This window comes from Brachybacterium horti (genome assembly GCF_054777615.1).
Map to the genome: position 1 here is coordinate 142,113 of NZ_BAAHAM010000001.1, position 22,194 is coordinate 164,306.

The 22,194-nt window shown below is 74.3% G+C and carries 19 protein-coding genes; 6 read left to right on the forward strand and 13 right to left on the reverse strand.

Features of this window, described 5'->3' with window-relative positions:
* Window positions 1-85: 85 nt before the first annotated feature.
* Both ACYVAP_RS00705 and ACYVAP_RS00710 read left to right on the forward strand, forming a co-directional pair.
* Window positions 86-934 carry an ABC transporter ATP-binding protein gene (locus ACYVAP_RS00705; RefSeq protein WP_498859141.1) on the forward strand — a complete coding sequence of 283 codons (849 nt, stop codon included), beginning with the start codon at window positions 86-88 and terminating at the stop codon, window positions 932-934.
* A complete protein-coding gene (locus ACYVAP_RS00710) occupies window positions 919-2,631 on the forward strand; it encodes a hypothetical protein (protein ID WP_498859142.1) in 1,713 nt (570 codons plus the stop codon). Before ACYVAP_RS00705 ends, ACYVAP_RS00710 begins: the two co-directional genes overlap by 16 nt.
* Window positions 2,632-2,659: 28 nt before the next feature.
* Here the strand turns inward: ACYVAP_RS00710 and ACYVAP_RS00715 are convergent, their stop codons facing one another.
* From ACYVAP_RS00715 to glmS, 7 genes are all read right to left on the reverse strand, one after another.
* A complete protein-coding gene (locus ACYVAP_RS00715) occupies window positions 2,660-3,172 on the reverse strand; it encodes a GNAT family protein (protein ID WP_498859143.1) in 513 nt (170 codons plus the stop codon).
* A gap of 14 nt (window positions 3,173-3,186) precedes the next feature.
* Complete coding sequence (tsaB, locus tag ACYVAP_RS00720) at window positions 3,187-3,930, reverse strand: tRNA threonylcarbamoyladenosine biosynthesis protein TsaB (protein ID WP_498859144.1); 744 nt, start codon at window positions 3,928-3,930, stop codon at window positions 3,187-3,189.
* Window positions 3,930-4,508 carry a tRNA (adenosine(37)-N6)-threonylcarbamoyltransferase complex ATPase subunit type 1 TsaE gene (gene tsaE / locus ACYVAP_RS00725; RefSeq protein ID WP_498859145.1) on the reverse strand — a complete coding sequence of 193 codons (579 nt, stop codon included), beginning with the start codon at window positions 4,506-4,508 and terminating at the stop codon, window positions 3,930-3,932. Before tsaE ends, tsaB begins: the two co-directional genes overlap by 1 nt.
* Entirely contained in the window at window positions 4,505-5,653 is a 1,149-nt protein-coding gene (gene alr, locus ACYVAP_RS00730) for an alanine racemase (protein ID WP_137770171.1), read from the reverse strand. The genes tsaE and alr overlap by 4 nt, the downstream gene beginning before the upstream one ends.
* A gap of 13 nt (window positions 5,654-5,666) precedes the next feature.
* The gene (locus ACYVAP_RS00735) at window positions 5,667-7,214 is read right to left on the reverse strand and encodes a bifunctional ADP-dependent NAD(P)H-hydrate dehydratase/NAD(P)H-hydrate epimerase (RefSeq protein WP_498859146.1); all 1,548 of its coding nucleotides are present in this window, start codon (window positions 7,212-7,214) and stop codon (window positions 5,667-5,669) included.
* Complete coding sequence (locus ACYVAP_RS00740) at window positions 7,211-7,708, reverse strand: holo-ACP synthase (protein ID WP_498859147.1); 498 nt, start codon at window positions 7,706-7,708, stop codon at window positions 7,211-7,213. Before ACYVAP_RS00740 ends, ACYVAP_RS00735 begins: the two co-directional genes overlap by 4 nt.
* Before the next feature lie 162 nt (window positions 7,709-7,870).
* Window positions 7,871-9,739 carry a glutamine--fructose-6-phosphate aminotransferase gene (gene glmS / locus ACYVAP_RS00745; RefSeq protein WP_498859148.1) on the reverse strand — a complete coding sequence of 623 codons (1,869 nt, stop codon included), beginning with the start codon at window positions 9,737-9,739 and terminating at the stop codon, window positions 7,871-7,873.
* A gap of 202 nt (window positions 9,740-9,941) precedes the next feature.
* On the opposite strand from glmS, the gene coaA reads away from it, so the two are divergent.
* On the forward strand, window positions 9,942-10,898 hold the full coding sequence (gene coaA, locus ACYVAP_RS00750; protein ID WP_498859149.1) for a type I pantothenate kinase: 957 nt from the start codon (window positions 9,942-9,944) through the stop codon (window positions 10,896-10,898).
* Between the two features lie 312 nt (window positions 10,899-11,210).
* On the opposite strand, the gene ACYVAP_RS00755 is transcribed toward coaA, so the two are convergent.
* Window positions 11,211-12,002, reverse strand: coding sequence for a hypothetical protein (locus ACYVAP_RS00755; protein WP_498859150.1), 792 nt, complete (start codon window positions 12,000-12,002; stop codon window positions 11,211-11,213).
* A gap of 41 nt (window positions 12,003-12,043) precedes the next feature.
* Window positions 12,044-13,396, reverse strand: a complete 1,353-nt coding sequence (glmM, locus tag ACYVAP_RS00760) for a phosphoglucosamine mutase (protein WP_498859151.1) — start codon at window positions 13,394-13,396, stop codon at window positions 12,044-12,046.
* A 192-nt stretch (window positions 13,397-13,588) separates the two neighbouring features.
* On the opposite strand from glmM, the gene ACYVAP_RS00765 reads away from it, so the two are divergent.
* Window positions 13,589-16,942 (forward strand): DEAD/DEAH box helicase, encoded by a 3,354-nt coding sequence (locus tag ACYVAP_RS00765; protein WP_498859152.1) that lies wholly within the window; start codon window positions 13,589-13,591, stop codon window positions 16,940-16,942.
* A gap of 16 nt (window positions 16,943-16,958) precedes the next feature.
* Here the strand turns inward: ACYVAP_RS00765 and cynS are convergent, their stop codons facing one another.
* From cynS to truA, 4 genes are all read right to left on the reverse strand, one after another.
* On the reverse strand, window positions 16,959-17,453 hold the full coding sequence (gene cynS / locus ACYVAP_RS00770) for a cyanase (protein WP_264451169.1): 495 nt from the start codon (window positions 17,451-17,453) through the stop codon (window positions 16,959-16,961).
* Window positions 17,454-17,679: 226 nt separating this feature from the next.
* Window positions 17,680-18,180, reverse strand: a complete 501-nt coding sequence (gene rpsI, locus ACYVAP_RS00775) for a 30S ribosomal protein S9 (protein WP_264451170.1) — start codon at window positions 18,178-18,180, stop codon at window positions 17,680-17,682.
* A 49-nt stretch (window positions 18,181-18,229) separates the two neighbouring features.
* The gene (gene rplM / locus ACYVAP_RS00780; RefSeq protein WP_137770162.1) at window positions 18,230-18,673 is read right to left on the reverse strand and encodes a 50S ribosomal protein L13; all 444 of its coding nucleotides are present in this window, start codon (window positions 18,671-18,673) and stop codon (window positions 18,230-18,232) included.
* A 313-nt stretch (window positions 18,674-18,986) separates the two neighbouring features.
* Window positions 18,987-19,862 carry a tRNA pseudouridine synthase A gene (gene truA / locus ACYVAP_RS00785; RefSeq protein WP_498859153.1) on the reverse strand — a complete coding sequence of 292 codons (876 nt, stop codon included), beginning with the start codon at window positions 19,860-19,862 and terminating at the stop codon, window positions 18,987-18,989.
* Between the two features lie 112 nt (window positions 19,863-19,974).
* Between truA and purD the strand changes: the two genes are divergently transcribed.
* Both purD and ACYVAP_RS00795 read left to right on the forward strand, forming a co-directional pair.
* Window positions 19,975-21,267 carry a phosphoribosylamine--glycine ligase gene (purD, locus tag ACYVAP_RS00790; protein ID WP_498859154.1) on the forward strand — a complete coding sequence of 431 codons (1,293 nt, stop codon included), beginning with the start codon at window positions 19,975-19,977 and terminating at the stop codon, window positions 21,265-21,267.
* Window positions 21,264-22,169 (forward strand): phosphoribosylaminoimidazolesuccinocarboxamide synthase, encoded by a 906-nt coding sequence (locus ACYVAP_RS00795; protein WP_498859155.1) that lies wholly within the window; start codon window positions 21,264-21,266, stop codon window positions 22,167-22,169. The genes purD and ACYVAP_RS00795 overlap by 4 nt, the downstream gene beginning before the upstream one ends.
* Window positions 22,170-22,194 lie beyond the last annotated feature (25 nt).

A 22,194-nucleotide genomic window follows, 5' to 3' on the forward strand; every position in this document is an offset into this window, starting at 1 on the left:
CGGCGGGAGGCCCCCGACGAAGGTCGCGCTCCCTCGCGCCCCGTGGCGGGGTCCCGTGGGAGCGCGGGTCACTAGCGTGGGGCGCATGTCGACGCCCGACGCCTCCCCCGCCCCCCGCCCCGCCGCTCCCGTGGAGCTCGGCGCCGCCGCGCCGCTCGACGCCGGCGCCGCCCCCGATTCCTCCGCCGCCCTCTCGATCCGCGGACTGCGGAAGTCCTTCGACGACCGCGAGGTCGTCCACGGGCTCTCCCTCGACGTGCCCCGCGGCTCGTTCTACGGGATCGTCGGCCCCAACGGCGCCGGGAAGACGACGACGCTGTCGATGGCGACCGGTCTGCTGCGGCCCGACGCCGGCAGCGCGGTCGTGCTCGGCGAGGACATGTGGCAGCAGCCCGCCCGCGCGAAGGCACGCCTCGGCGTGCTCGCCGACGGCCTGCGCACCTTCGACCGGCTCACCGGCCGCGAGCTCCTCACCTACGTGGGACTGCTGCGCGGCATGGACGCCGCGACCGTCGAGGAGCGCAGCGCCTCCCTCCTCGAGGCGCTCGACCTCGCGGGCGAGGACGGCAAGCTCGTCGTCGACTACTCCGCCGGCATGACCAAGAAGATCCTGCTGGCCTCCGCGCTCATCCACGCGCCGCGGCTGCTCGTGCTCGATGAGCCGCTCGAGGCCGTCGACCCGGTCTCCGCGCAGGTCATCCGCACCATCCTCACCGCCTACGTGGACGGCGGCGGCACGGTCGTGCTCTCGAGCCACGTCATGGAGCTCGTCGAGGGCCTGTGCAGCCACGTCGCGATCATCGCGGGCGGCGAGCTCAAGGCCGACGGCACGCTCGCCGAGGTGCGCGGCGAGGGGACCCTCGTGCAGCGCTTCATCGATCTCGTGGGCGGCGCACGCGTCGCGGAGGGGAGCCTGTCGTGGCTGGAGTCCTGAGCAGCGAGCAGACCGCCGTCGCCTCCGCGCAGCACGCGGGCCACGGCGAGATCCCGACGCGTGCGGTGATCCGCCTGCTGATGGGCCTGAAGTGGACGCTCTGGAAGCGGTCCTACCGCAAGAACGTCGGCAAGATCGTCGGCACTGTGATCGGCTCGCTCTACGCGCTCGGCGGCCTTGTGGGCCTCACCTTCGCCTTCCTCGGGACGACACTGTGGAGCGGCGAGGGCGAGAGCTTCCCGCTGATCCTGCGCACCCTCGGCGTCGCCGCTGTGCTCGTCTGGCTGCTGGTGCCGCTGCTCGCCTTCGGGGTGGACGACACGCTCGACGCCCGCGCCTTCGCCCTCCTCCCCCGGCGCGCCCGGGAGCTGCAGCCGGGCCTCTTCGCCGCCGCGGCGCTCAGCCTGCCGAGCCTGTTCACGCTCGCCGCCGTCGCCGTCGCGACCGTCTTCGAGGCGATCTGGCTGCTGCTCCTGGGCCCCGGTCCGCTGTGGACGGTGCTCGCGCTGATCGCCCTGGTCCCCGCGAACCTCGCCGGGGTGGTGCTGTGCCTGCTGCTGCCGCGCGCCGTGTTCGCCCACCAGGCCGGTCGGGCGAGCTCCCGCAGCGGCCGTGAGCTCGGCGGGATCCTCGCGATGGTCGTGTTCCTCGCGGTCGTCTACGCCTTCTCCGTGGGCATGCAGTCGCTCGGCTCGCTCGACCTCGACCAGCTGCTGCCCACCTTCCTCGTCGCCGTGGACGTCCTCGCCTGGACGCCGATCGGCGCCCCCTTCGCGGTGCCCATGGACCTCGCCGAGGGCGCGGTCCTCGTGGCCCTCGGGCGGGCCACGGTCACGGCCGCCTCGATCTGGCTCGTGTGGCGCTGGTGGCGACGCTCCCTCGACGCGGCGATGACCTCCGCGCTCACCGGGGACGCCTCCTCCGGCACGGCGAAGGTCTCCGCCCTCGTCCCCCGCTGGGCGCCCAGCACGGCGCTCGGCGCGGTGATCGGTCGCAGCCTGCGCTACTGGCGACGGGACACCCGCTACCTCGCGGCGATCAGCATCTACCCGGTGATGTTCGTGTTCTTCGGGGCGATGGGGCTCGTGCTGCCCGAGTCACGCTCGTTCATGATGATCATGGTCGTCGCCATGGGCGGTCTCACCGGCATCGCGATCTCCAACGAGATCGGCTTCGACGGCCCCGCCGGATGGGTGAACATCACCGCCGGGGCGTCGGCCCGCGCGAACCTGCTGGGCAGGATCGTCGCCGCCGCGGTCATCGTGCTCCCGATCGTGCTCATGCTCTCCGCCCTCGTGGCCGTCGTGCTCGGCATGGCCGCGCACCTGCCCGTGATCCTGCTCGGGGTGCTCGGGCTGGTGCTCTCCGGCTGGGGCGCCTCGGTCCTCGTCGGCGTCCTGCTGCCCTATCCCACGTCCCCTCCGGGCACGAACCCGATGAAGGACAAGTCCGCCTCGAGCGCGAACGCCATGCTCTCGATGGCGATCACCTCGGCCGCGGTGGGCGTGCCGCAGATCCCGGCGATCGGCCTCGCGATCTGGGGCCTGCTGGGCGGCGGCCCGCTCATCGAGCTGCTCGCCGGGATCGTGGCCGTCGTGATCGGCGCGGTCGTGCTGGTCGTGGGGCTGCGCCTGGGCTCTGCCCGGCTCGAACGGTCCTACCCCGAGCTGTTCCAGAAGGTCCGCGCCTTCGTCTGACCGGCGACGGCCAGGTCTGCGGGGACGGTCAGGCCCGCAGGCGGCGCTCCATGACGAGGGCGTCGACGGTGCGGTCCGGGAGTCGGTAGTAGCCGGGGCGGCGACCGATCTCCACGTACCCGGCGCGGTCGTAGAACGCGCGGGCCCGGTCGTTGTCCTCCCGCACCTCGAGCAGCATGCGCTCCGCACGGCGCACCACGGCGACCTCCTCGCACCAGCGCAGCAGCGCCCGGCCGATCCCGACCCCGGGCCGCAGGGTGCCGATCGTGTGCAGGTCCGCCACGTCGCCGGCGACCATGATCCCCGCGTAGCCGAGCAGCGGGCCGTCGGCGTCCTCGCCCTCGGCGGCGACCACGTAGTCCCGGGAGGGATGGGCGATCTCCTCGGCGAGCTGGGCGGGGCTCCAGGCCTCACCGGGGAAGAGCGCGAGCTCCGCCTCCGCGATCGGGCCCAGGTCCTCGGGACGGGCCCGGCGCAGGGCCCAGGGCGACCCGGGCTCCGGCGCGGGACCGCCCACGGTCACGGGGCCGATCGACGGCACGGCGCCGTCCCGGCTCAGCGGCCCAGCGCGCTCTTGCGCGCGGTGGGCTTCGCGGCGTCGGGCTCGCGCAGGTACAGCGGGGCCGTGTCGGTGAGGTCCTCGCCGCGGGCGACCAGCTGCGAGGCGACCTCGAGCAGGTGCCCGGCGTCCGCGTGCGCGAGCGACGAGGTCGCGGGCAGCAGCTCGGGGTACAGGGTGGCTCCGGAGCCCACGAGCAGGTCGCAGGCCGTGAGCTCGGCGGCGACGTCCGCCGGGGCGCCGACGGCGGGCCCGTGCTCGCGCACCAGGTCCCCGTCCTCCGTGCGGCGGTAGCGGGCGTGGTACACCTCGCGGCGCCGGGCGTCCAGGGCGACCGCGACCGTGAGCGGTGCAGCGGTCCCGGCCTCGGGGCCGACGGCGGGCTCGTCGGAACCGGCCGCGGCGTCGGCCTCGGCGAGCGCCTCGTGCGCGAGCGCGTCGAGGGAGCAGACGCCCACGAGCGGCACGTCGAGCACCGCCGCGATCGTGCGCGCGACGACGAGCCCCACCCGCAGCCCGGTGAAGGGGCCGGGGCCGCGACCGGCGACGACGCCCGTGACCTCGGAGCGGGTGGCACCGGCCGCGGTGAGCACCTCGTCGACGAGGCCCAGCAGCACCTCGTCGTGGTGGCGGGCGCGGTCGTCCCCGGCGACGGCGAGGACCTCGAGGGGGCCGTCGCCGAGGATGCCGCGGGCGGCGGCGACGCTCACGGCGCCGGAGGTGTCGATCCCGAGCAGCATCAGCGTGACTCCTCGTCCTCCGCCGCGATCGCGGCGGTCGGGGCAGTGGTGGTGGTGACGGAGAGCCCCGCGGAGCGCACGGTCTCGACGAGGTCGCCGCGGGCCGTCTCGTCCCAGCGCGGGCCCTGCGGGGTCAGGCGGATCGTGCGCGGTTCCTCCGGGTCCTCCGGGTCGCCGTCCCAGACCTCGGGCCGCTCGAGCTCCACGAGCAGCCACGACTCCACGAGGTGCTCCACGCGGCCGCGGCCCCATTCGATGACGGTGACGGCGCGGTCGAGGTCCGCCTCGAGGTCGAGGTCGTCGAGGTCCTCCCCCGCGCCCAGCCGGTAGGCGTCGACGTGGACGAGGTCCGGGCCGCCGCTCAGCGCGGGATGGACCCGCTCGATGACGAAGGTCGGCGAGGCGACGGGGCCGCGCACGTCGAGCCCGGCCCCGAGGCCCTGGGTGAACGTGGTCTTCCCGGCGCCGAGGGGGCCGTCGAGCACGAGCAGGTCACCGGCGCGGAGCACGCCTGCGAGGGCACGGGCGAGGGTGCGGGTCCCCTCCGCGCGGTCCGTCGCGACGCAGAGCGTGGTCACGGGAGGACCTCGCGGGCCACGCGGCCGGAGACGGAGGTGAGCACCTCGTAGGGGATGGTGCCGGCGGCGCGCGCCCAGTCCTCCGCGGAGGGGGCGCCGGCGCCGAACAGGACGACCTCGTCCCCCGCACGGGCGGCGGAGTCCGGGCCGAGGTCCACGACGATCTGGTCCATGCTGATGCGGCCCACCTGCGGGGCGCGGACGTCACCCTCGGCGGTGCGCACGAGCACCTCGGCGCGGCCGCTCGCCGCGCGGTGCAGGCCGTCCGCGTAGCCGATCGGGACGAGGCCCAGCCGGGTCGCGCGGGAGGTGGCGTAGGTGCGGCCGTAGCCGACGCTCTGCCCCTCCGGCACCTCCTTCACCAGGGCGAGGCGGCTCGTGAGGCTCATGGCGGGGCGCAGCTCGAGGTCCGTCGGCACCGGGGCGTAGCCGTAGAGCGCGAGCCCGGGGCGCACGATGTCCCGGTGCAGGTCGGGGCGGGTGAGCGTCGCCGCGGAGTTCGCGAGGTGCTGCAGCGGGACGGGGCCCATCTCCTCGGCGAGGTCCGCGCAGGCGGCGTCGAAGATCTCGACCTGCGCGTCGGTCGCCGGGTCCGCCGGGTCGTCGGCGCTGGTCAGGTGGGTCCAGGCGGCGCCGATGCGGAGGTAGTCGTCCTCCTGGATCGCGGCGGCGATGCGGCGCACGTCCTGCGGGAGCACGCCGTTGCGGCCCATGCCGGTGTCGATCTTGAGGTGGAGGCGGGCGCGGCGGTCGGCCTGCCGGGCGGCCTCGGAGAGCAGCGAGACCATCTCGAAGGAGCCGACGGAGACGTTGACACCGGCGCGCAGGGCCTCCGGCAGCACGGCCTTCGCGGTCTCCGGCTCGTAGAGCCAGGTGAGGATGTTGACGTCGAGGCCCGCGCGCGAGAGGGCGAGGGCGCTCGCGGGGTGGGCCACGCCGAGCCAGGTCGCGCCGCCCTCGAGGGCCGCGCGGGCGGCGGTGAGCATGCCGTGCCCGTAGCCGTCCGCCTTCACGACGGCCATCAGGGCGGTGTGCCCGGCGAGGGTGCCCGCGATGGCGCGGGTGTTCTCGGTGATGGCCGAGGGGTCCACGACGGCACGGTTCGGCACGTGCCGCGGGTCCTCCGCGGGGATCGGGATGGTCATGGTGCTCCTTCGCTCAGGGCAGGGCGTCCGCCAGGATAGCGGCGAGAGCGGCCGGGAGGTGGTCGGCGACGTCCAGGGCGACGAGGGGGACGAGGCCGTCGCGGGAGGCGAGCCGGCCCGCGCGGCCGTGCAGCAGGGCGGCGAGGGCGGCGGCCTCGGGGCCGGGGAGACCGGCCGCGAGGAGGGTGCCGAGGATCCCCGCGAGCACGTCCCCGGTGCCGGCCGTCGCGAGCTGCGAGGTGGCGTCGTCCTGGGCGAGCAGCGGCCCGCCCGTGCGGCCCGGGGCGACGACGGTGACGGCGCCCTTGAGGAGCACCGTCGCGCCCGTGGTGCGGGCGAGTGCGCTGGCCAGCGCCGGGGCGCTCTGCTCGGGGTCGATCTCGAGGCGCTCCGCGAGCCGGTCCGCCTCGCCGCGGTGCGGGGTCAGCACGATCTCCGATCCGAACCTGTCCTCGGGGCCGATCGCGCCGAGCGCGCCGGCGTCGATCACGCCGCGGCCCGGGCCGTGGGCGCCGCGTCGCAGCAGGGCCACGCCGGCCCGGGCGCGGGGGTCCTCCGGGGAGAGACCGGGGCCGACGACGAGCGCGTGGGTGCGGCCCGCCGCCTCGAGATCGATGACGGGCCGGGCGTGACCGGTCTCATGCGAGGGCGGCGTGGGGCTCTCATGTCCCACGACCTCCGGCCGCCGCTGCAGCACGAGCTCGCGCACGCTCCCCGGGGCGAGCAGGCGCACCATGCCGGCGCCCGCGCGGGCGGCGCCGGAGACGGAGAGCACGGCCGCGCCGGGGTAGTCGGGGCTGCCGGCGGCGAGGGCGACGACCCCGCGGCGGTACTTCGTGGACTCCGCCCCGGGGCGCGGGAACAGGCTGCGCACGTCGGCGTCGGTGAGCCGCTGGACCACGAGCCCGGGACCGGAGGTGGGCAGGTGCGGGTCCAGGCCCAGGTCCACGGGATGCACGGTCCCGGCGAGCGCGGTGCCGCCGGGAAGGAGGAGCCCGGCCTTCACCGCGCCGAAGGTGAGGGTGGCGCGGGCGGCGAGCGCCTCGGGGGCGGCCGCGCCGGTGGTCGCGTCGAGGAAGCTGGGCAGGTCCACGGCGATCACGGGCAGGCGGTGGCGGCGCACGGCGTCCAGCAGCGACGCGATCGGGGCGGGCACCTCGGGCCGGCCGCCGATGCCGACGATCGCGTCGAGCACGAGGTCCATCTCGTCGAGGAGGTCGTCGAGGTCCCGCTCGGGCAGCTCGTCGAGGCGGTCGATCCGCCCGCCGGCCTCCCGTAGGGCCTGCGCCCCACCCTCGTGGAGGCTCGCGCCGGTCGCGAGCGCCCGGGCCTGCACGCCGCGGCCGCGCAGCAGGGCTGCGGCGTGGAGGCCATCCCCGCCGTTCGCCCCCGAGCCGGCGAGCACGAGCACGTGGCGGTCGCGCAGCGGGCCGCGGGGCTCGAGCAGCGCCGCGACGTGGGCGTCGATCGCGGCGGCGGCGCGCTGCATGAGCGGCTCCCCCGCGTCCAGGAGGGGGCGCTCGGCGGAGCGGACGGCGGCGACGGAGTAGCCGATGATCATCGCGGGACCTCGATGTTCGCAGTCGGGGACGGCTCGGCACGCTCGGCGACGACGATCGCGGTGGCGATGTCGCCGTCGTGCGAGAGGGACAGGTGCAGGTGCGTCACCCCGAGCTCCTCCGCCGCGGCGAGGGTCGCGCCGCGCAGCACGAGATAGGGGCGGCGCACGGCGGTGCGCTGGACGGTGACGTCCTGCCAGGAGAAGTCGCCGGGATGTCCGAGGGCCTTGCCGACGGCCTCCTTCGCCGCCACCCGGGCCGCGCGGGAGGCGAGGGAGAGCTCGCGCTCCTCGGGGGCGAAGAGCCGCTCGCCGAGGGCGGGGGTGCGCTCGAGCAGGCCCTCGAGCCGCGAGATCTGGGCGACGTCGATGCCGACGCCGACGATCCGGCCGTCCTCGCGGGGCGGGAACGCGCGGCCCTCGGCGATCGACGCGTCGGCGGTGCCGGTGGCGGTGCGGCCGGAGGCGGTGCCCCCGGGCTCGGAAGAGGTGCTCACCCTCGCAGTATCACACCCGCTCCCCCGCCCGTGCAGGCCCGCCGGCCCGCAGCAGGACGGCCGGCCCACCACCCCGGGAGGGGTGACGGACCGGCCGTCGGGCGCGCCGCGGAGGCGCTGACGGGTGCGCCGCCCTCAGCGGCGCGCCCCGTCGTCAGCGGGTCACTCGACCGTCACCGACTTCGCGAGGTTGCGCGGCTGGTCGACGTCCAGGCCCTTCGCGGCGGCGAGGGCGCACGAGAAGATCTGCAGCGGGATCACCGTGAGCAGCGGGGCGAAGAGCGTGCGGGTCGCCGGGACGCGCAGCACCACGTCCGAGTACGGGAGCACGTCCTCGTCGCCCTCCTCCGCGATCACCAGGGTGCGGGCGCCGCGGGCGCGCACCTCCTGGATGTTGGAGACGACCTTCGAGTGCAGGGAGTCCCGGCCGCGCGGCGACGGCACGATGACGAAGACCGGCTGCCCCTCGTCGACCAGGGCGATCGGCCCGTGCTTGAGCTCGCCGGCGGCGAAGCCCTCCGCGTGGATGTAGGCGATCTCCTTGAGCTTGAGCGCCCCCTCGAGCGCCGTCGGGTAGCCGACGTGGCGGCCCAGGAACAGCACGCTCGTGGTGTCCTTCATCGACCGCGCGAGCTCCTCGACGGCGCCCGCTCCGTCGAGCACGGTCTGCACGTGCGCGGGGAGCTGCTCGAGGTCCGCCATGAGGGCCGCGATCTCGTCGGGGAAGAGGTTCCCGCGCACCTGCGCCAGGAACAGGCCCAGGAGGTAGCAGGCCGTGATCTGGCCGAGGTACGCCTTCGTCGAGGCGACCGCGATCTCGGGGCCCACGTGGAGGTACAGGGCGGCGTCGGCCTCGCGCGGGATCGTCGAGCCGTAGGTGTTGCAGATCGCGACGACCTTCGCGCCCTGCTCCTGCGCGTGACGCATGGCCATGAGGGTGTCCATGGTCTCGCCGGACTGGGAGATCGCGACGACGAGGGTCTTCTCGGTGACGATCGGGTCGCGGTAGCGGAACTCGTGGGCGAGCTCGACCTCGGTGGGGATGCGGCACCAGTGCTCGATCGCGTACTTCGCGACGTTGCCGGCGTTCGCGGCGGTGCCGCACGCGACGACGATGATCTTGTCGATGCTGCGCAGCACCGACTCGTCGATGCTCATCTCGTCGAGGTGGAGCGCGCCGCTGTCGATGCGGCCGCGGAGGGTGTCCGCGACGGCGGTCGCCTGCTCGTGGATCTCCTTGGCCATGAAGGAGTCGTAGCCGCCCTTCTGCGCGGCGGCGACGTCCCAGGCGATCGTGTACTGCTTCTTCTCGGTGACCTCGGTGCCCTCGAAGTCGGTGACGGCGACGTCGTCCGCGGTGACGGTGACGACCTGGTCCTGACCGATCTCGAGCGCCTCACGGGTGTTGTCCACGAAGGCGGCGACGTCGGAGCCGAGGTAGTTCTCGCCCTCGCCGAGGCCCACCACGAGCGGGGAGTTGCGGCGGGCGGCGACGACGCGGTCCGGCTGGTCGCGGTGGATGGCGAGGAGGGTGAAGGCGCCCTCGAGCTGGACCGCGGCGGCACGCAGGGCGAGGGTGAGGTCGCCGGTGCGCTGCATCTCGCGGGCCACGAGGTGCGCGGCGGCCTCGGAGTCGGTCTCGGAGCGGAAGGTGTAGCCGTCTGCCTCGAGGGAGGCGCGGAGGGCGGCGAAGTTCTCGATGATGCCGTTGTGGACGAGGGCGAGCTCGTCGTCCTTGCCGCCCAGGTGGGGGTGGGCGTTCTCGTCGGTCGGCGCGCCGTGGGTGGCCCAGCGGGTGTGGCCGATCGCGACCGCGGAGGTCGGGACGTCCTGTCCCTCGAGCACCCCGCGGAGGTTCTTCAGCTTGCCCTTGGCCTTCGCGACGCGCACCTCGGAGCCGTCGAGGACGGCGACGCCCGCGGAGTCGTATCCGCGGTACTCGAGACGGGCGAGGCCCTGGAGGGCCACGTCGACGGGACGGGAGGAGGGGGAGGCGGGGCGCTGGCCCACGTAACCGACGATTCCACACATGGGGACGAACGTAGCGCCCCGGGAGGCCGCGGACCGCACCGGATCGCCGCAGGTCACGAGTGTTCGCTCACGCTTCACCCACCTCGTGACCGGTCGTGACGGGCGGTGCGCACGCCCGTGCACGATCGCGCAGGGGTGCGTCGTGGGTCTCACCGGCGCGGCAGTGGCAGGGGCACCGGCGGGCGGCTGGAAGAATCGCCCCATGAGACCCGCTGCCGCGTCGAGTGCCGTCACCCCCTTCCTCGAGATCCCCCGCGAGGACTGGGCGAGGCTCTCCCGGCAGACGCCGCTCCCCCTGGACGCGCGGGACGTCGACAAGCTCCGCGGCCTCGGCGACATGATCGACCTCAGCGAGGTCGACGCCGTGTACCGGCCGATCTCCCGCCTGCTGAACATCCAGGTCGCCCAGGCGCAGCGCCTGCGCCGCTCGCGCGGGGACTTCCTCGGCGAGCAGCAGGTGCGCACCCCGTACATCATCGGCGTCGCCGGCTCCGTCGCGGTCGGCAAGTCGACGACGGCCCGCCTGCTGCGCGAGCTCATGGCCCGCTGGCCGGACACCCCCCGCGTGCAGCTCGTGACGACCGACGGATTCCTGCTCCCCAACGCGGAGCTCGAGTCCCGCGGGATCATGCACCGCAAGGGCTTCCCCGAGAGCTACGACCGGCGCCGGCTGCTGCGCTTCGTCGCGGACGTCAAGGCCGGGGTCGAGCGCGTCGAGGCGCCCGTGTACTCGCACCTCGTCTACGACATCGTGCCCGACGAGCGCGTCGTCGTGGAGAGCCCCGACGTGCTCATCCTCGAGGGCCTGAACGTGCTCCAGCCCGCGCGGCCGCGGCGCGACGGCCGCCTCGGCATGGCCGTCTCCGACTTCTTCGACTACTCCGTCTACGTCGACGCCCGCGGCGAGGACGTGCAGCGCTGGTACGTGGACCGCTTCCTCGCCCTGCGCCGCACCGCCTTCTCCGACCCGCGCTCGTACTTCCGCCGCTACGCGGAGCTCACGGACGAGGAGGCGGTCGAGACGGCGCTGCGGATCTGGCACACGATCAACGGGCCGAACCTCTCCGAGAACGTGCTGCCCACCCGCGGCCGCGCGGACCTCGTGCTGCGCAAGGACGCCCAGCACCGCGTGCAGAACGTGCTCCTGCGCAAGGTCTGATCGACGTACTGCGAGGAACGAGCGGTAGGAGATCAGACGGAGCAGCACAGTCTGAGAACCCGCCCCCGCGCTCGCGCCCCCACCCGTCCCCGCGCCCGCCCACACCCACGCACCCACGCACCCACGCACCCACGCACCTGCGCACCCACGCAGAACGGGGATGGTCCGATTCTGTTCCAGATCCACCATCGATCTGGAACAGAATCGGACCATCGGCAATTGCGCGCGAGCGCCGGGCTCGCGGGAACGCCGAACTACAGGGAGCGCGGGGCTCGCGGGAGCGCCAGGCTCGAGGGAAAGCCCGGCCCCGGTTCAGTCGAAGGCCGGGTCCTGCTCGAGCCGCTCTGCCAGCAGCCGCTCCGCAGGACGCAGCGAGCTCAGGGCGAGCGGCTCGTCGACGCCGGGGACCATCCCACCGCTCCACCAGCGGACGGTGCCGGGCCACCAGAGGACGGTCCCGTGCGCGGCATACGGGTGGGAGGCATCGTGCACCTCTCCCCAGCGGGCCCTGATCCCGTCGTCCTCCTCGCGACGCAGCGGAGGGCGTTCGAGCAGACGCAGCAGCGCTCCTCCGCGCCGGGCGTGCCAGGAGCGCTGGGCGAGATCCGCGGGCGCGCCGTCGTCCAGGATCCCGGGGAGGAGCAGCACCTCGGCGTCCTCGGCGAGCGGCGCAGGTTCGCTCTCGATCGACCGGCTCAGCAGCTCGGCGAGACCGCCGATGATCGCCCCCTCCGGGCGCGGTGGCGGGTCGAGGTGCCACTGCGCGGGCGCGGACGGCGCCAGGGCCGCGTGGGCGAGGGGCAGGTCCTCGTCGTCGAGGTCCCTGCGCTCGAACCAGACGTCGAGCTCCGACGTCGTCGAGTCCTGCCCGAGCAGCACGGACGGCACCCGGGCATCCGAGGACGGGGGATCGTCGGGCCAGGTGCGCAGGGAGCGGCCGTCGTCGGCGATCCGATATCGCAGACGAAGGGCGACCTCCCCACCGACCTCGAGCGCAAGCATCGCCGCGCCGGGCCGCAAGGGTGTGGATCCGGCCATGGAGAGCACAGGCCACGGCTGCCACCACGTGCTCACCGCGACGGCGCGCGGCGTCCGATCCGCCATCCCGTGACCTCCAGATCAGCCGCGCCGTCGGTGCCCCGCGCTCAGAGCGCGAGGCGCTCCTGGACGACGGCGGCGAGGCGCTCGGCGACGGCGGTCGCGGTCTCGTCGGTGGGGGCCTCGACCATGACGCGGACGACGGGCTCGGTGCCGGAGGGGCGCAGCAGCACGCGGCCGCTCTCGCCGAGCTCCGCCTCCGCCGCGGCGACCGCGTCGCGCACCTCGTGGTCGATCGTCGCGCGGGCCTTGTCGACGCCCTTGACGTTGATGAGCGCCTGCGGGAGGCGGGACATGACGTCCGCGAGCTCGCGGGCGGGGGTGCCGGTCGCGGCGATGCGCTGCAGCAGGTGGAGGGCGGTGAGCTCGCCGTCACCGGTGGTGGCGTGCTCGGCGAGGATCACGTGGCCGGACTGCTCGCCGCCCACGGAGTACCCGCCGAGGTTCATCTCCTCGAGCACGTAGCGGTCGCCCACGCCGGTCTGGGAGAGGGTGATGCCGTGCTCCTTCATGGCGAGCTTGAGGCCGAGGTTGCTCATGACGGTGACGACGAGGGTGTCGTCGTGGAGCTTGCCGCGCTCCTGGAGGTCCAGGGCGAGGATCGCCATGATCTGGTCGCCGTCGACGATCTCGCCGTCGGCCGCGACCGCGAGGCAGCGGTCCGCGTCGCCGTCGAAGGCCACGCCGAGGTCCGCGCCGTGCTCGAGCACCGCGGCCTGCAGGGGGCCCAGGTGCGTGGAGCCCACGCCGTCGTTGATGAGGCCGCCGTCGGAGCGGTCGCCGATCACGTGGACGGTCGCGCCGGTGCGGCGCAGCGCCTCCGGCCCGGAGACCGAGGCCGCGCCGTTCGCGCAGTCGGCGACCACGGTGAGGCCCGTGAGCGGGCGGTCGAGGGTCGCGACGAGATGCTCGACGTACTGCTCGACGGCGTTCTCGTAGGGGCGGATGGTGCCGACGGCGGTGCCCTGCGGGCGCTCCCACTCCTCGCCCAGCCGCGCCTCGATCGCGTCCTCGACCTCGTCGGGCAGCTTCACGCCGCCGCGGGCGAAGAACTTGATGCCGTTGTCCGGGGCCGGGTTGTGGGAGGCGGAGATCATGACGCCGAGATCGGCACCGGTGGACTGCACGAGGAAGGCGAGGCCCGGGGTCGCGATGATGCCCGCGTCGAGCACGTCGACCCCGGCGGAGGCGAGGCCCGCGCTCACCGCGGCGGCGAGGAAGTCGCCCGAGGGGCGGGTGTCCCGGCCGACGATCGCGACGGGCTTCCTCCCGTCCGCCTCGAAGGCGCCGAAGGTCCCCAGCACGTGGGCGGCGCCCACCGACAGCTCGACCGCGAGCTCCGCGGTGATGTCGTCGTTCGCGCGTCCGCGCACGCCGTCGGTGCCGAAGAGTCGAGCCATGAGGAGGGTCCTTCCGAGAAGCGGGGCCCTGCGCGGCCTGCGCGGGCGGAACGGCACCGACTGTAGCGCCCGGGGGTCCCCCGGCGCCCCGGGCGCGCCCCGCGTGGTCGCGCTCACGCCGCCCCCGTCGGCCCGCCGTGAGCCCTCCCTCGGATGCGCCGTGAGGGCTCCGCGCTCGATACGCTGTCCCCTATGCCTTCGTCGGCCTCCTCCGCCTCCACCCCGTCCTCCGCCGCCGCGCCGCTGCCGCACGTGCCGCCGCTCGCGATCAGCCAGGCGGTGGGCGACGCCGCCGCCGGCCGCGGCCTCGAGTACTCGCGCCAGAAGCGGGTGATCTCCCTGGACTGGGATCGAGCCGCGGGCCGCGCCGAGGCGGAGGTCGAGGGGATGAGCGACCGCTACCGGGTCGTCGTCGAGCTGCGCGAGTACGAGGAGGACGCCGTCTCCCGCCGCTTCTGGCGCCCCACGGCGGGCGGCATCTGGCGGCCCATCGGCTCCCGCTGCACGTGCCCCGTCTCCCGCGACTGCAAGCACGTCGCGGCGACCCTGTACGCGCTCGACGCCCGCGCCGAGGAGCAGGATCGCGAGCACCCGCCCTCGGAGTGGCGCTCCGTGCTGCGACCGCTGCTCGGCGAGGGGGCCGCCGAGGAGACGACGCCGCAGCCGCTCGCCCTGCGCTTCGACCTCGCGGCCGCGCCGCTGCAGGGCCGCGGCGCGCGGATCGGCCGGGAGGACGTCACCGCGGAGCACCTCGCGGCCGGCTCGCCGCTCTCCCTCAGCATGCGCCCGCTGATCATGGGCAGGAAGGGCAGCTGGATCAAGGGCGGCATCTCCTGGCGCACCTTCGAGTACCGCGTCCACTCGACCGCCTACGACCCCGCCCATGCGGAGGCGCTCACCCGGATCTTCGCCGCGGCCTCCGCCGAGCGCTCCTACGCGGTGGGCGCGATCGAGCAGCTGTGGATCAACCAGATCGGCTCGCCGCTGCTGTGGCAGGCCCTCGCCCACGCGCGCGACGTCGGCGTCGCCTTCCTCCCCGGCAGCGCGCTCACGGGACTCTCGCTCGCGGGCTCCGCCGCGGTCACGGTGGACCTGCGCAGCACCGGCGAGGACGCACCGCTCGTCGTCCAACCGCTCGTCACGATCGACGACGTGCCCGCCCCGCACGCCCGCCCGCTCGGCAGCGCCGGCATCATCGACCTGGACCCCGAGCGCGCCGAGCCCGCGCCGAAGGGCGACGGCCTGCGCCTCCCGGCCCGGATCGCCCCCGCCGGCAGCCCGATCCCCACCGCCCTGCAGCGCCTCTTCCAGCGCACCGCGCCGCTCGAGGTCCCGCCCGCCGAGCGCGCGGAGTTCCTCGAGGTCGCCTACCCGCACCTGCGGGCCACCACGGCCGTGACCAGCTCCGACGGCAGCGTCGAGATGCCCGCGGTGCGCCCTGCGACGCTGCGTCTCGCCGCCGCCTACGCCGAGGGCGACCGCCTCGACCTCAGCTGGTCCTGGCAGTACCACGACCCCTCGCGCACCCTCCCCATCGACCGTCGCCAGGGCGTGCGCCGCGACGTCGAGCACGAGGACGCGGTGCTGGAGGCCGCCCGCTCCCTGTGGGCGCAGGCCGGCCGCGACGCGACCGAGCACCTCTCCGGTCCGGACACGGCCGCCTTCACCGAGCACGTCCTCGACGCGCTCGGCGCCCTCGACCACGTCGAGGCGCGGATCGTCGGCACCCGTCACGCCTACCGCGAGCTCGACGGCTCCCCGCAGGTGCGCGTGAACCAGTGGCCCACCCCCGGCAAGAACGACTGGTTCGACCTGGGCTTCGAGATCACGGTCGACGGTCGCACGATCCCCTTCCCCACCCTGTTCACGGCCCTCGCGACCGGCCAGGGCCGGCTCATGCTCCCGGACCGCACCTACTTCTCCCTCGACAACCCCGTCTTCGACCGGCTGCGCGAGCTGATCGGCGAGGGCGAGGCGCTCGCGGAGTGGAACCCCCACCAGCAGCAGATCAGCCGGTACCAGGTGGACATGTGGGAGGACATCACCGCGATCGCCGAGGAGGCCCGGGCGAGCGCCGAGTGGGAGCGCAGCGTGGGCGCCCTCGCCCGCCTCACGGAGATCACCGCCCCGCCGCTGCCCGCCGCCCTCACGGCGACCCTGCGCCCCTACCAGCAGGAGGGCTTCGCGTGGCTCGCCTTCCTGCTCGAGCACGGCCTGGGCGGGGTGCTCGCGGACGACATGGGCCTCGGCAAGACGGTCCAGACCCTCGCCCTGCTCGCCCATGCCCGGGCGAAGGATCCGACCGCTCCGCCCTTCCTCGTCGTCGCGCCGTCCTCCGTGCTCGGCGTGTGGCGCGCGGAGGCGGAGCGCTTCACGCCCTCGCTCAAGGTCGTCGTCGTGGACCGCACGGCCCGCGCCCGCGGCACCGACGTCTCCCGCGAGATCCTCGGCGCGGACCTCGTCGTCACCAGCTACACCGTGCTGCGGATCGACGCCGAGGAGTTCACGGCGCTGGACTACCAGGCGCTCGTGCTCGACGAGGCGCAGTTCGTGAAGAACCGCCGCTCCCGCTCCCACCAGGTCGCCGCGGAGATCCGCGCCTCCTTCCGGCTCGCGATCACCGGCACCCCGATGGAGAACACCCTCGAGGACCTCTGGTCGATCCTCGCGCTCGCCACCCCGGGCCTGTTCCCCTCCGCGATCGCGTTCCGTCAGCGCTACACCGCGCCCATCGAGTCCGGGGAGCACCCGGAGCGGATGGAGGAGCTGCGCTCCCGCGTACGGCCCTTCCTACTGCGCCGCACCAAGGAGCTCGTCGCGAAGGACCTCCCGCCCAAGCACGAGCAGGTGCTCACGGTGACGCTCTCCGAGCAGCACCGCGCCCTGTACGACTCGATCCTGCAGCGGGAGCGCAAGAAGGTCCTCGGGCTCATCGAGGAGGACCTCGACCGCAACCGCTTCATCGTCTTCCGCTCCCTCACCCTGCTGCGGATGATGGCGCTGGACCCGTCGATCGTCGACGCGGAGGCGCACGGCGACGTCGCCAGCTCGAAGCTCGAGGCGCTGTTCGACCGCCTCGACGAGGTGGTCGACGGGCACCGGGTGCTGCTGTTCAGCCAGTTCACCTCGCACTTGCGCCACGTGGCCGACGAGCTCGACATGCGCGGCATCCGTTACGCCTACCTCGACGGCTCCACGAAGGACCGCGACGCCGTGGTCACCGAGTTCCGCGAGGGGGACGCGCCGGTCTTCCTCATCTCGCTCAAGGCGGGCGGCTTCGGCCTGACCCTCACGGAGGCGGACTACGTGTTCCTGCTGGACCCGTGGTGGAACCCGGCCGCGGAGAACCAGGCCGTGGACCGCGCCCACCGCATCGGCCAGGACCGCACCGTCATGGTGTACCGGATGGTCGCGGAGGACACGATCGAGGAGAAGGTGCTCGCCCTCCAGCAGCGCAAGGCGGAGCTGTTCGAGGCGCTCACCGAGGGCGGCGGCGCCTTCGCCCGCGGCATCAGCGCGGACGACATCCGCGAGCTGCTCGCCTGAGCCGGGGCGGCCCCGCTCAGGCCTCCGAGGAGACCCAGTCGTAGGACAGGAACTTCCCGTCGATGGTGAGCACGACGCGGTCCCCGCCGGGGTGCTCGCCCCGGCGCAGGTCGATCGAGCAGTTGATGGCGCTCATGATCCCGTCGCCGAACTCCTCGTGGATCAGCGCCTTCAGGGCCGGTCCGTACACCTGGATCAGCTCCTGGAACCGGTAGATCGTCGGGTCGCTGAGCGCAGCGTGATCGGCGATGCGGGTGGGCTGGCGACGCAGCGCGGCGACGAGGGCCGGCTCCAGGTCCAGTGCCTCCTGCAGCACCTCGGCCTCCTTCGCCGGCACGGGGTGCGCGCCGAGCACGGCCGCGGTGAGCCACACGACCGGACGGCCCGTGCGCTCGGCGAGCGCAGCCCAGGTGATCCCCCGCTCTCGGCGACGTTCGTCGATCAGCTCCCCCGCTCGGCTCTTGCCGACGGGCTCCTGACCTGCAGTGCTGGGCGTTCCCGACGTGGTCATCGGTGGTTCCTCTCGTCTCCGACGCGAATCGAGGAGCCAGGTTAGGCACCGCCGTCGGCGTCGGGGACTGCGGTCCGCTCTGCGTGCACGGAGGTCTCGGTCCGGTCTCGCCCCGGGCGCGAGGGCCACCCGGCGACGCCCCCGGACGCGGAGGGACCCCGCCACCTCGCGGTGACGGGGTCCCTCTCGGCGGAGCGCTCGAGCGCTCGAAGCGATGATCCGGGGATCAGCGCTTCGAGAACTGCGAGGCCTTGCGGGCCTTCTTGAGGCCGGCCTTCTTGCGCTCGATGACGCGCGCGTCGCGCGTCAGGAAGCCGGCCTTCTTCAGGGTCGCGCGGTTGGCGTCCTGATCGATCTCGTTGAGCGCGCGGGAGACGCCGAGGCGCAGCGCACCGGCCTGGCCCGAGGGGCCACCGCCGGAGATGCGGGCGACGACGTCGAAGCGGCCCTGCAGATCGAGCACCTTGAAGGGGTCGTTGACCTCCTGCTGGTGCACCTTGTTCGGGAAGTAGTCCTCGAGCGTGCGGCCGTTGACGGTCCACTGGCCGGAGCCGGGGATCAGACGGACGCGGGCGATGGCCTCCTTGCGGCGGCCGGTGCCGTACCCGGGCGCGATGGCCGACTGGCCGGAGCCGACGGCCTCCTCGCCGGTGGACTCGGTGGTGAAGGTCGAGGGAGCCGACTCGTCGGTGACGGTCTCGAGGTCCTCGGGGGTGGTCTCGGTCACGGTTCTCCTAGATGTTTTCCGTGCAGTGAGCGGCAGCGGCGGGGGCCGCTTACTGCGCCACCTGGTCGATGGTGAAGGGGACGGGCTGCTGGGCCGCGTGCGGGTGCTCGCCGCCTGCGTAGACCTTCAGCTTCTTGAGCTGCTGGTCGGCCAGCTTGTTCTTGGGGAGCATGCCCTTGATGGCCTTCTCCACCGCGCGCTCCGGATGCGTCTCGAGGAGCTCGGAGTAGGGGGTGCTCCGGAGACCGCCCGGGTAGCCGGAGTGGCGGTAGGCCAGCTTGGCCTCACGCTTGTTCCCGGTCAGGGCGACCTTCTCGGCGTTGATGATGATCACGAAGTCGCCTGCATCCACGTGGGGTGCGAAGACCGGCTTGTGCTTGCCCCGCAGCAGCTGAGCAGCCTGGGAAGCGAGCCGGCCGAGGACGACATCCGTTGCGTCGATGACGTACCAGGAACGCTCGACATCGTCGGGCTTCGGGGTGAACGTACGCACTCGTGCCTTCTTCTCTCGTCGGAGTGCCCGTCGAGCTCGTTGCTCGCGGGGCACGTTTCGATGGACCGTGGACACGCTTCCTTCGAAAAAAGCATGGCCTTCTCGTCGAGCCCGTCCCGTTCCGCCCACGATGCGGCGACGGTCCTGGATGCGGGTGAGACCCCTCCTCGCGCCGGAAACCAGGTTTCGGCAGCGGAGCAGAGCGCACATCAAGGCACGACGACGCCCCAGGATAGTCGCGGGCGAGCAGGGGGGTCAACGCGGGGAGCGCCCCTCGGGGAGTGGCTTCGCCCACGTCCGCCGCGCCCGGGGCTCAGCCCCGGAGGGTCCGCGCCCGCCGCGCCTGCTCGGCGAGGCCGTCGTCCGGCGGGTACTCGATGTCCTCGAGGGTGAGCCCCTGGGGCGGGCACAGGCTCGCGGCGCCCGCCTCGCCGCGCCGGCCGGCCTCGCGGGTGCGGGCGGCGAGCACCGCCGCGGGCCAGCCCTCCCCCTGGCGGCCCTCCCCCACGGGCAGCAGGGTCCCCACGAGCGAGCGGACCATGTGGTGGCAGAAGGCGTCGGCCCGCACGGTCGCGACGACGAGCCCCGCATCGGCGAGGCCGGGGCCCGGGCGCTCCCAGCGCAGCAGCTCGAGGGTGCGCGTGGTGCTCGCCCCCTCGCGGGGCCGGCAGAAGGAGAGGAAGTCGTGCTCGCCGAGCAGCACCTCGCTCGCCCGGTCCATGGCCTCCACGTCGAGGGGCCGACGGTGGCGCAGCACGTCCCGGCGCAGCGGGTCGTGCACGGACGGGGAGTCGGAGATCCGGTAGCGGTAGGTGCGGCGCAGCGCGCCGAAGCGGGCGTCGAACGCGTCCGGGACGACCCGTGCGGCGTGGACGACGACGTCCGCCGGCAGGACGCCCGCGAGCCTGGTCACGAGGGCCGCGGCGGGGTCCCGGTCGGAGCGGCCCGGCAGCCCCGCGAGGACCTGCTCACCGAGGTCGAGGTGGCACACCTGCCCGCGGGCGTGGACGCCGGTGTCGGTGCGACCGGCGACGGTGACGGCGACCGGGGTGCGCGTCACCTGGGCGAACGCGGCCTCGAGCTCCCCCTGCACGGTGCGCAGGCCCGGCTGGACGGCCCAGCCGTGGAAGTCGCTGCCGTCGTAGGAGAGGTCGAGCCGCAGGCGGCGGGTGGGGTCGGGCTCCGGCATACGGGCGATCGTAGCGGCGAGCGGTCCGCCCCCTCGTGCCTGCCCCGGGCCGCGCCCTCCGCAGTGCGGGCATCGCCGCGGGAGGTGGACGGCCGTCGGTACGCTGGCCCGCGTGAAGATCCTCGTCATCGGCTCCGGTGGTCGCGAGCACGCGATCGTGCGCCGCCTCGCCGCCGATTCCCCCGCCCCCGAGCTCCACGCCGCCCCCGGCAATCCCGGGATCGCCGCGCTCGCGACCTGCCACGACGTCACCGTCGACGACCTCGACGGCCAGGTGGCGCTCGCGCAGGAGCTCTCCCCCGACCTCGTCGTCGTCGGCCCCGAGGCCCCGCTCGTCGCGGGCGCCGCCGACAGGCTCCGCGCGGCGGGCCTGACGGTCTTCGGCCCCTCTCAGGAGGCCGCACGGCTCGAGGGCTCCAAGGCCTGGGCGAAGGAGATCATGGACGCCGCGCGCGTCCCCACGGCCATGGCGGTCACCGCGACCACGGGGGACGAGGTGCTCCCCGCGCTGGACCGCGTGAACCCGCTGCGGGACGTGCCCTTCGTCGTGAAGGCCGACGGCCTCGCCGCCGGCAAGGGCGTCGTCGTCACCCCGGACATCGAGCACGCGGTCGCCCACGGCCGCGCCGTGATCGGCGCCGGCGGCTCCGTCGTCGTCGAGGAGTACCTCGACGGCCCCGAGGTCTCCCTCTTCTGCGTGAGCGACGGCACCCGCGTCGTCCCGCTCGCCCCCGCCCAGGACTTCAAGCGCGCGCTCGACGGCGACGAGGGCCCCAACACCGGCGGCATGGGCGCCTACTCCCCGCTCCCCTGGGCCCCCGCCGGTCTCGTCGAGGAGATCGTCGAGAAGGTCGCCCAGCCCACGATCGACGAGCTCGCCGCACGCGGCATCCCCTTCGTGGGCGTGCTCTACTGCGGCCTCGCGCTCACCGCCCGCGGCGTGCGCGTGGTCGAGTTCAACGCCCGCTTCGGCGACCCGGAGACCCAGGTGGTCCTCGAGCGGCTCACCTCGCCGCTCGGCCCGCTGCTGCTCGCCGCCGCCCGGGGTGACCTCACCACCGCCGGCGAGCTCACCTGGAGCGACGACGCCGCGGTGACCGTGGTGATCGCCTCCGCCGGGTACCCGCGAAAGAACCGCACCGGCGACGTGATCACCGGGATCGAGCAGGCCGAGGCCACCGCGGCCCACGTGATCCACTCCGGGACCGCCCTCGACGCCGACGGGGACCTCGTGAGCGCCGGCGGCCGGGTGCTGTGCGTCGTGGGCCGCGGCCGGAACCTCTCGGCCGCCCGCGCCGCCGCCCTCGCCGGGGTCGACGCGATCGGCCTCGAGGGCTCCCACCACCGCACCGACATCGCCGCCGAGGCCGCCGAGTCCGAGTCCCGGAGCGGGGGCCGCGCATGAGCGCCGCGCTGATCGAGGCGCCCGAGCTCAAGGGCTGGGACCACGCCGTCACCGGCAAGGTGCGCGAGCTGTACGTGCCCGCCGGGGAGGACGTGAGCACCGCCCAGGAGGTGCTCGTCCTCGCCACGGACCGCATCAGCGCCTACGACCACTCCCTGCAGCCGGGGATCCCGGACAAGGGCCGCCTGCTCACCGGCATCAGCCTGTTCTGGTTCGAGCAGCTCGCCGATCTCCTCCCCCACCACGTGCTCTCCGCGACCGACGTCCCGGAGCAGGTCGCGGGGCGCGCGCTGCGCTGCCGGGGCCTGGACATGGTGCCGCTGGAGTGCATCGCCCGCGGCTATCTCACGGGCTCCGGCCTCGCCGACTACCGCGCGGGCGGCTCCGTGGGCGGGCACGTGCTGCCCGCGGGCCTGCGCGAGGCCTCCCGCCTGGACCCGGCGATCTTCACGCCGTCCACGAAGGCGGGCCCCGGCGAGCACGACGAGAACATCACCGTCGCGGAGGCGGGCGATCGCCTCGGCGAGGAGCTCGTCGCGGAGCTCGGCAGCCTGACCCTCGCGGTCTACGAGCGGGCCCGCTCGCTCGCCGCGGAGCGCGGCATCCTGCTCGCGGACACGAAGCTCGAGTTCGGCCGCTCCCGCACCGACGGCGCCCTGACCCTCGGCGACGAGGTGCTCACCCCGGATTCCTCGCGGTTCTGGTCCGCGGAGTCCTACCGCGAGGGCGCCGCGCAGCCGAGCCTGGACAAGCAGTACGTGCGCGACTGGCTCACCTCCCGCGCCTCCGGCTGGCACAAGGGCTCCTCGACGCCGCCGCCGGAGCTCCCGGCGGAGGTCGTCGAGCAGACCCGCGCGCGCTACGTCGAGGCCTACGAGCGGCTCACCGGCACGAGCTTCTGAGCCGGGCGGGTCCGCCGCGACCTGC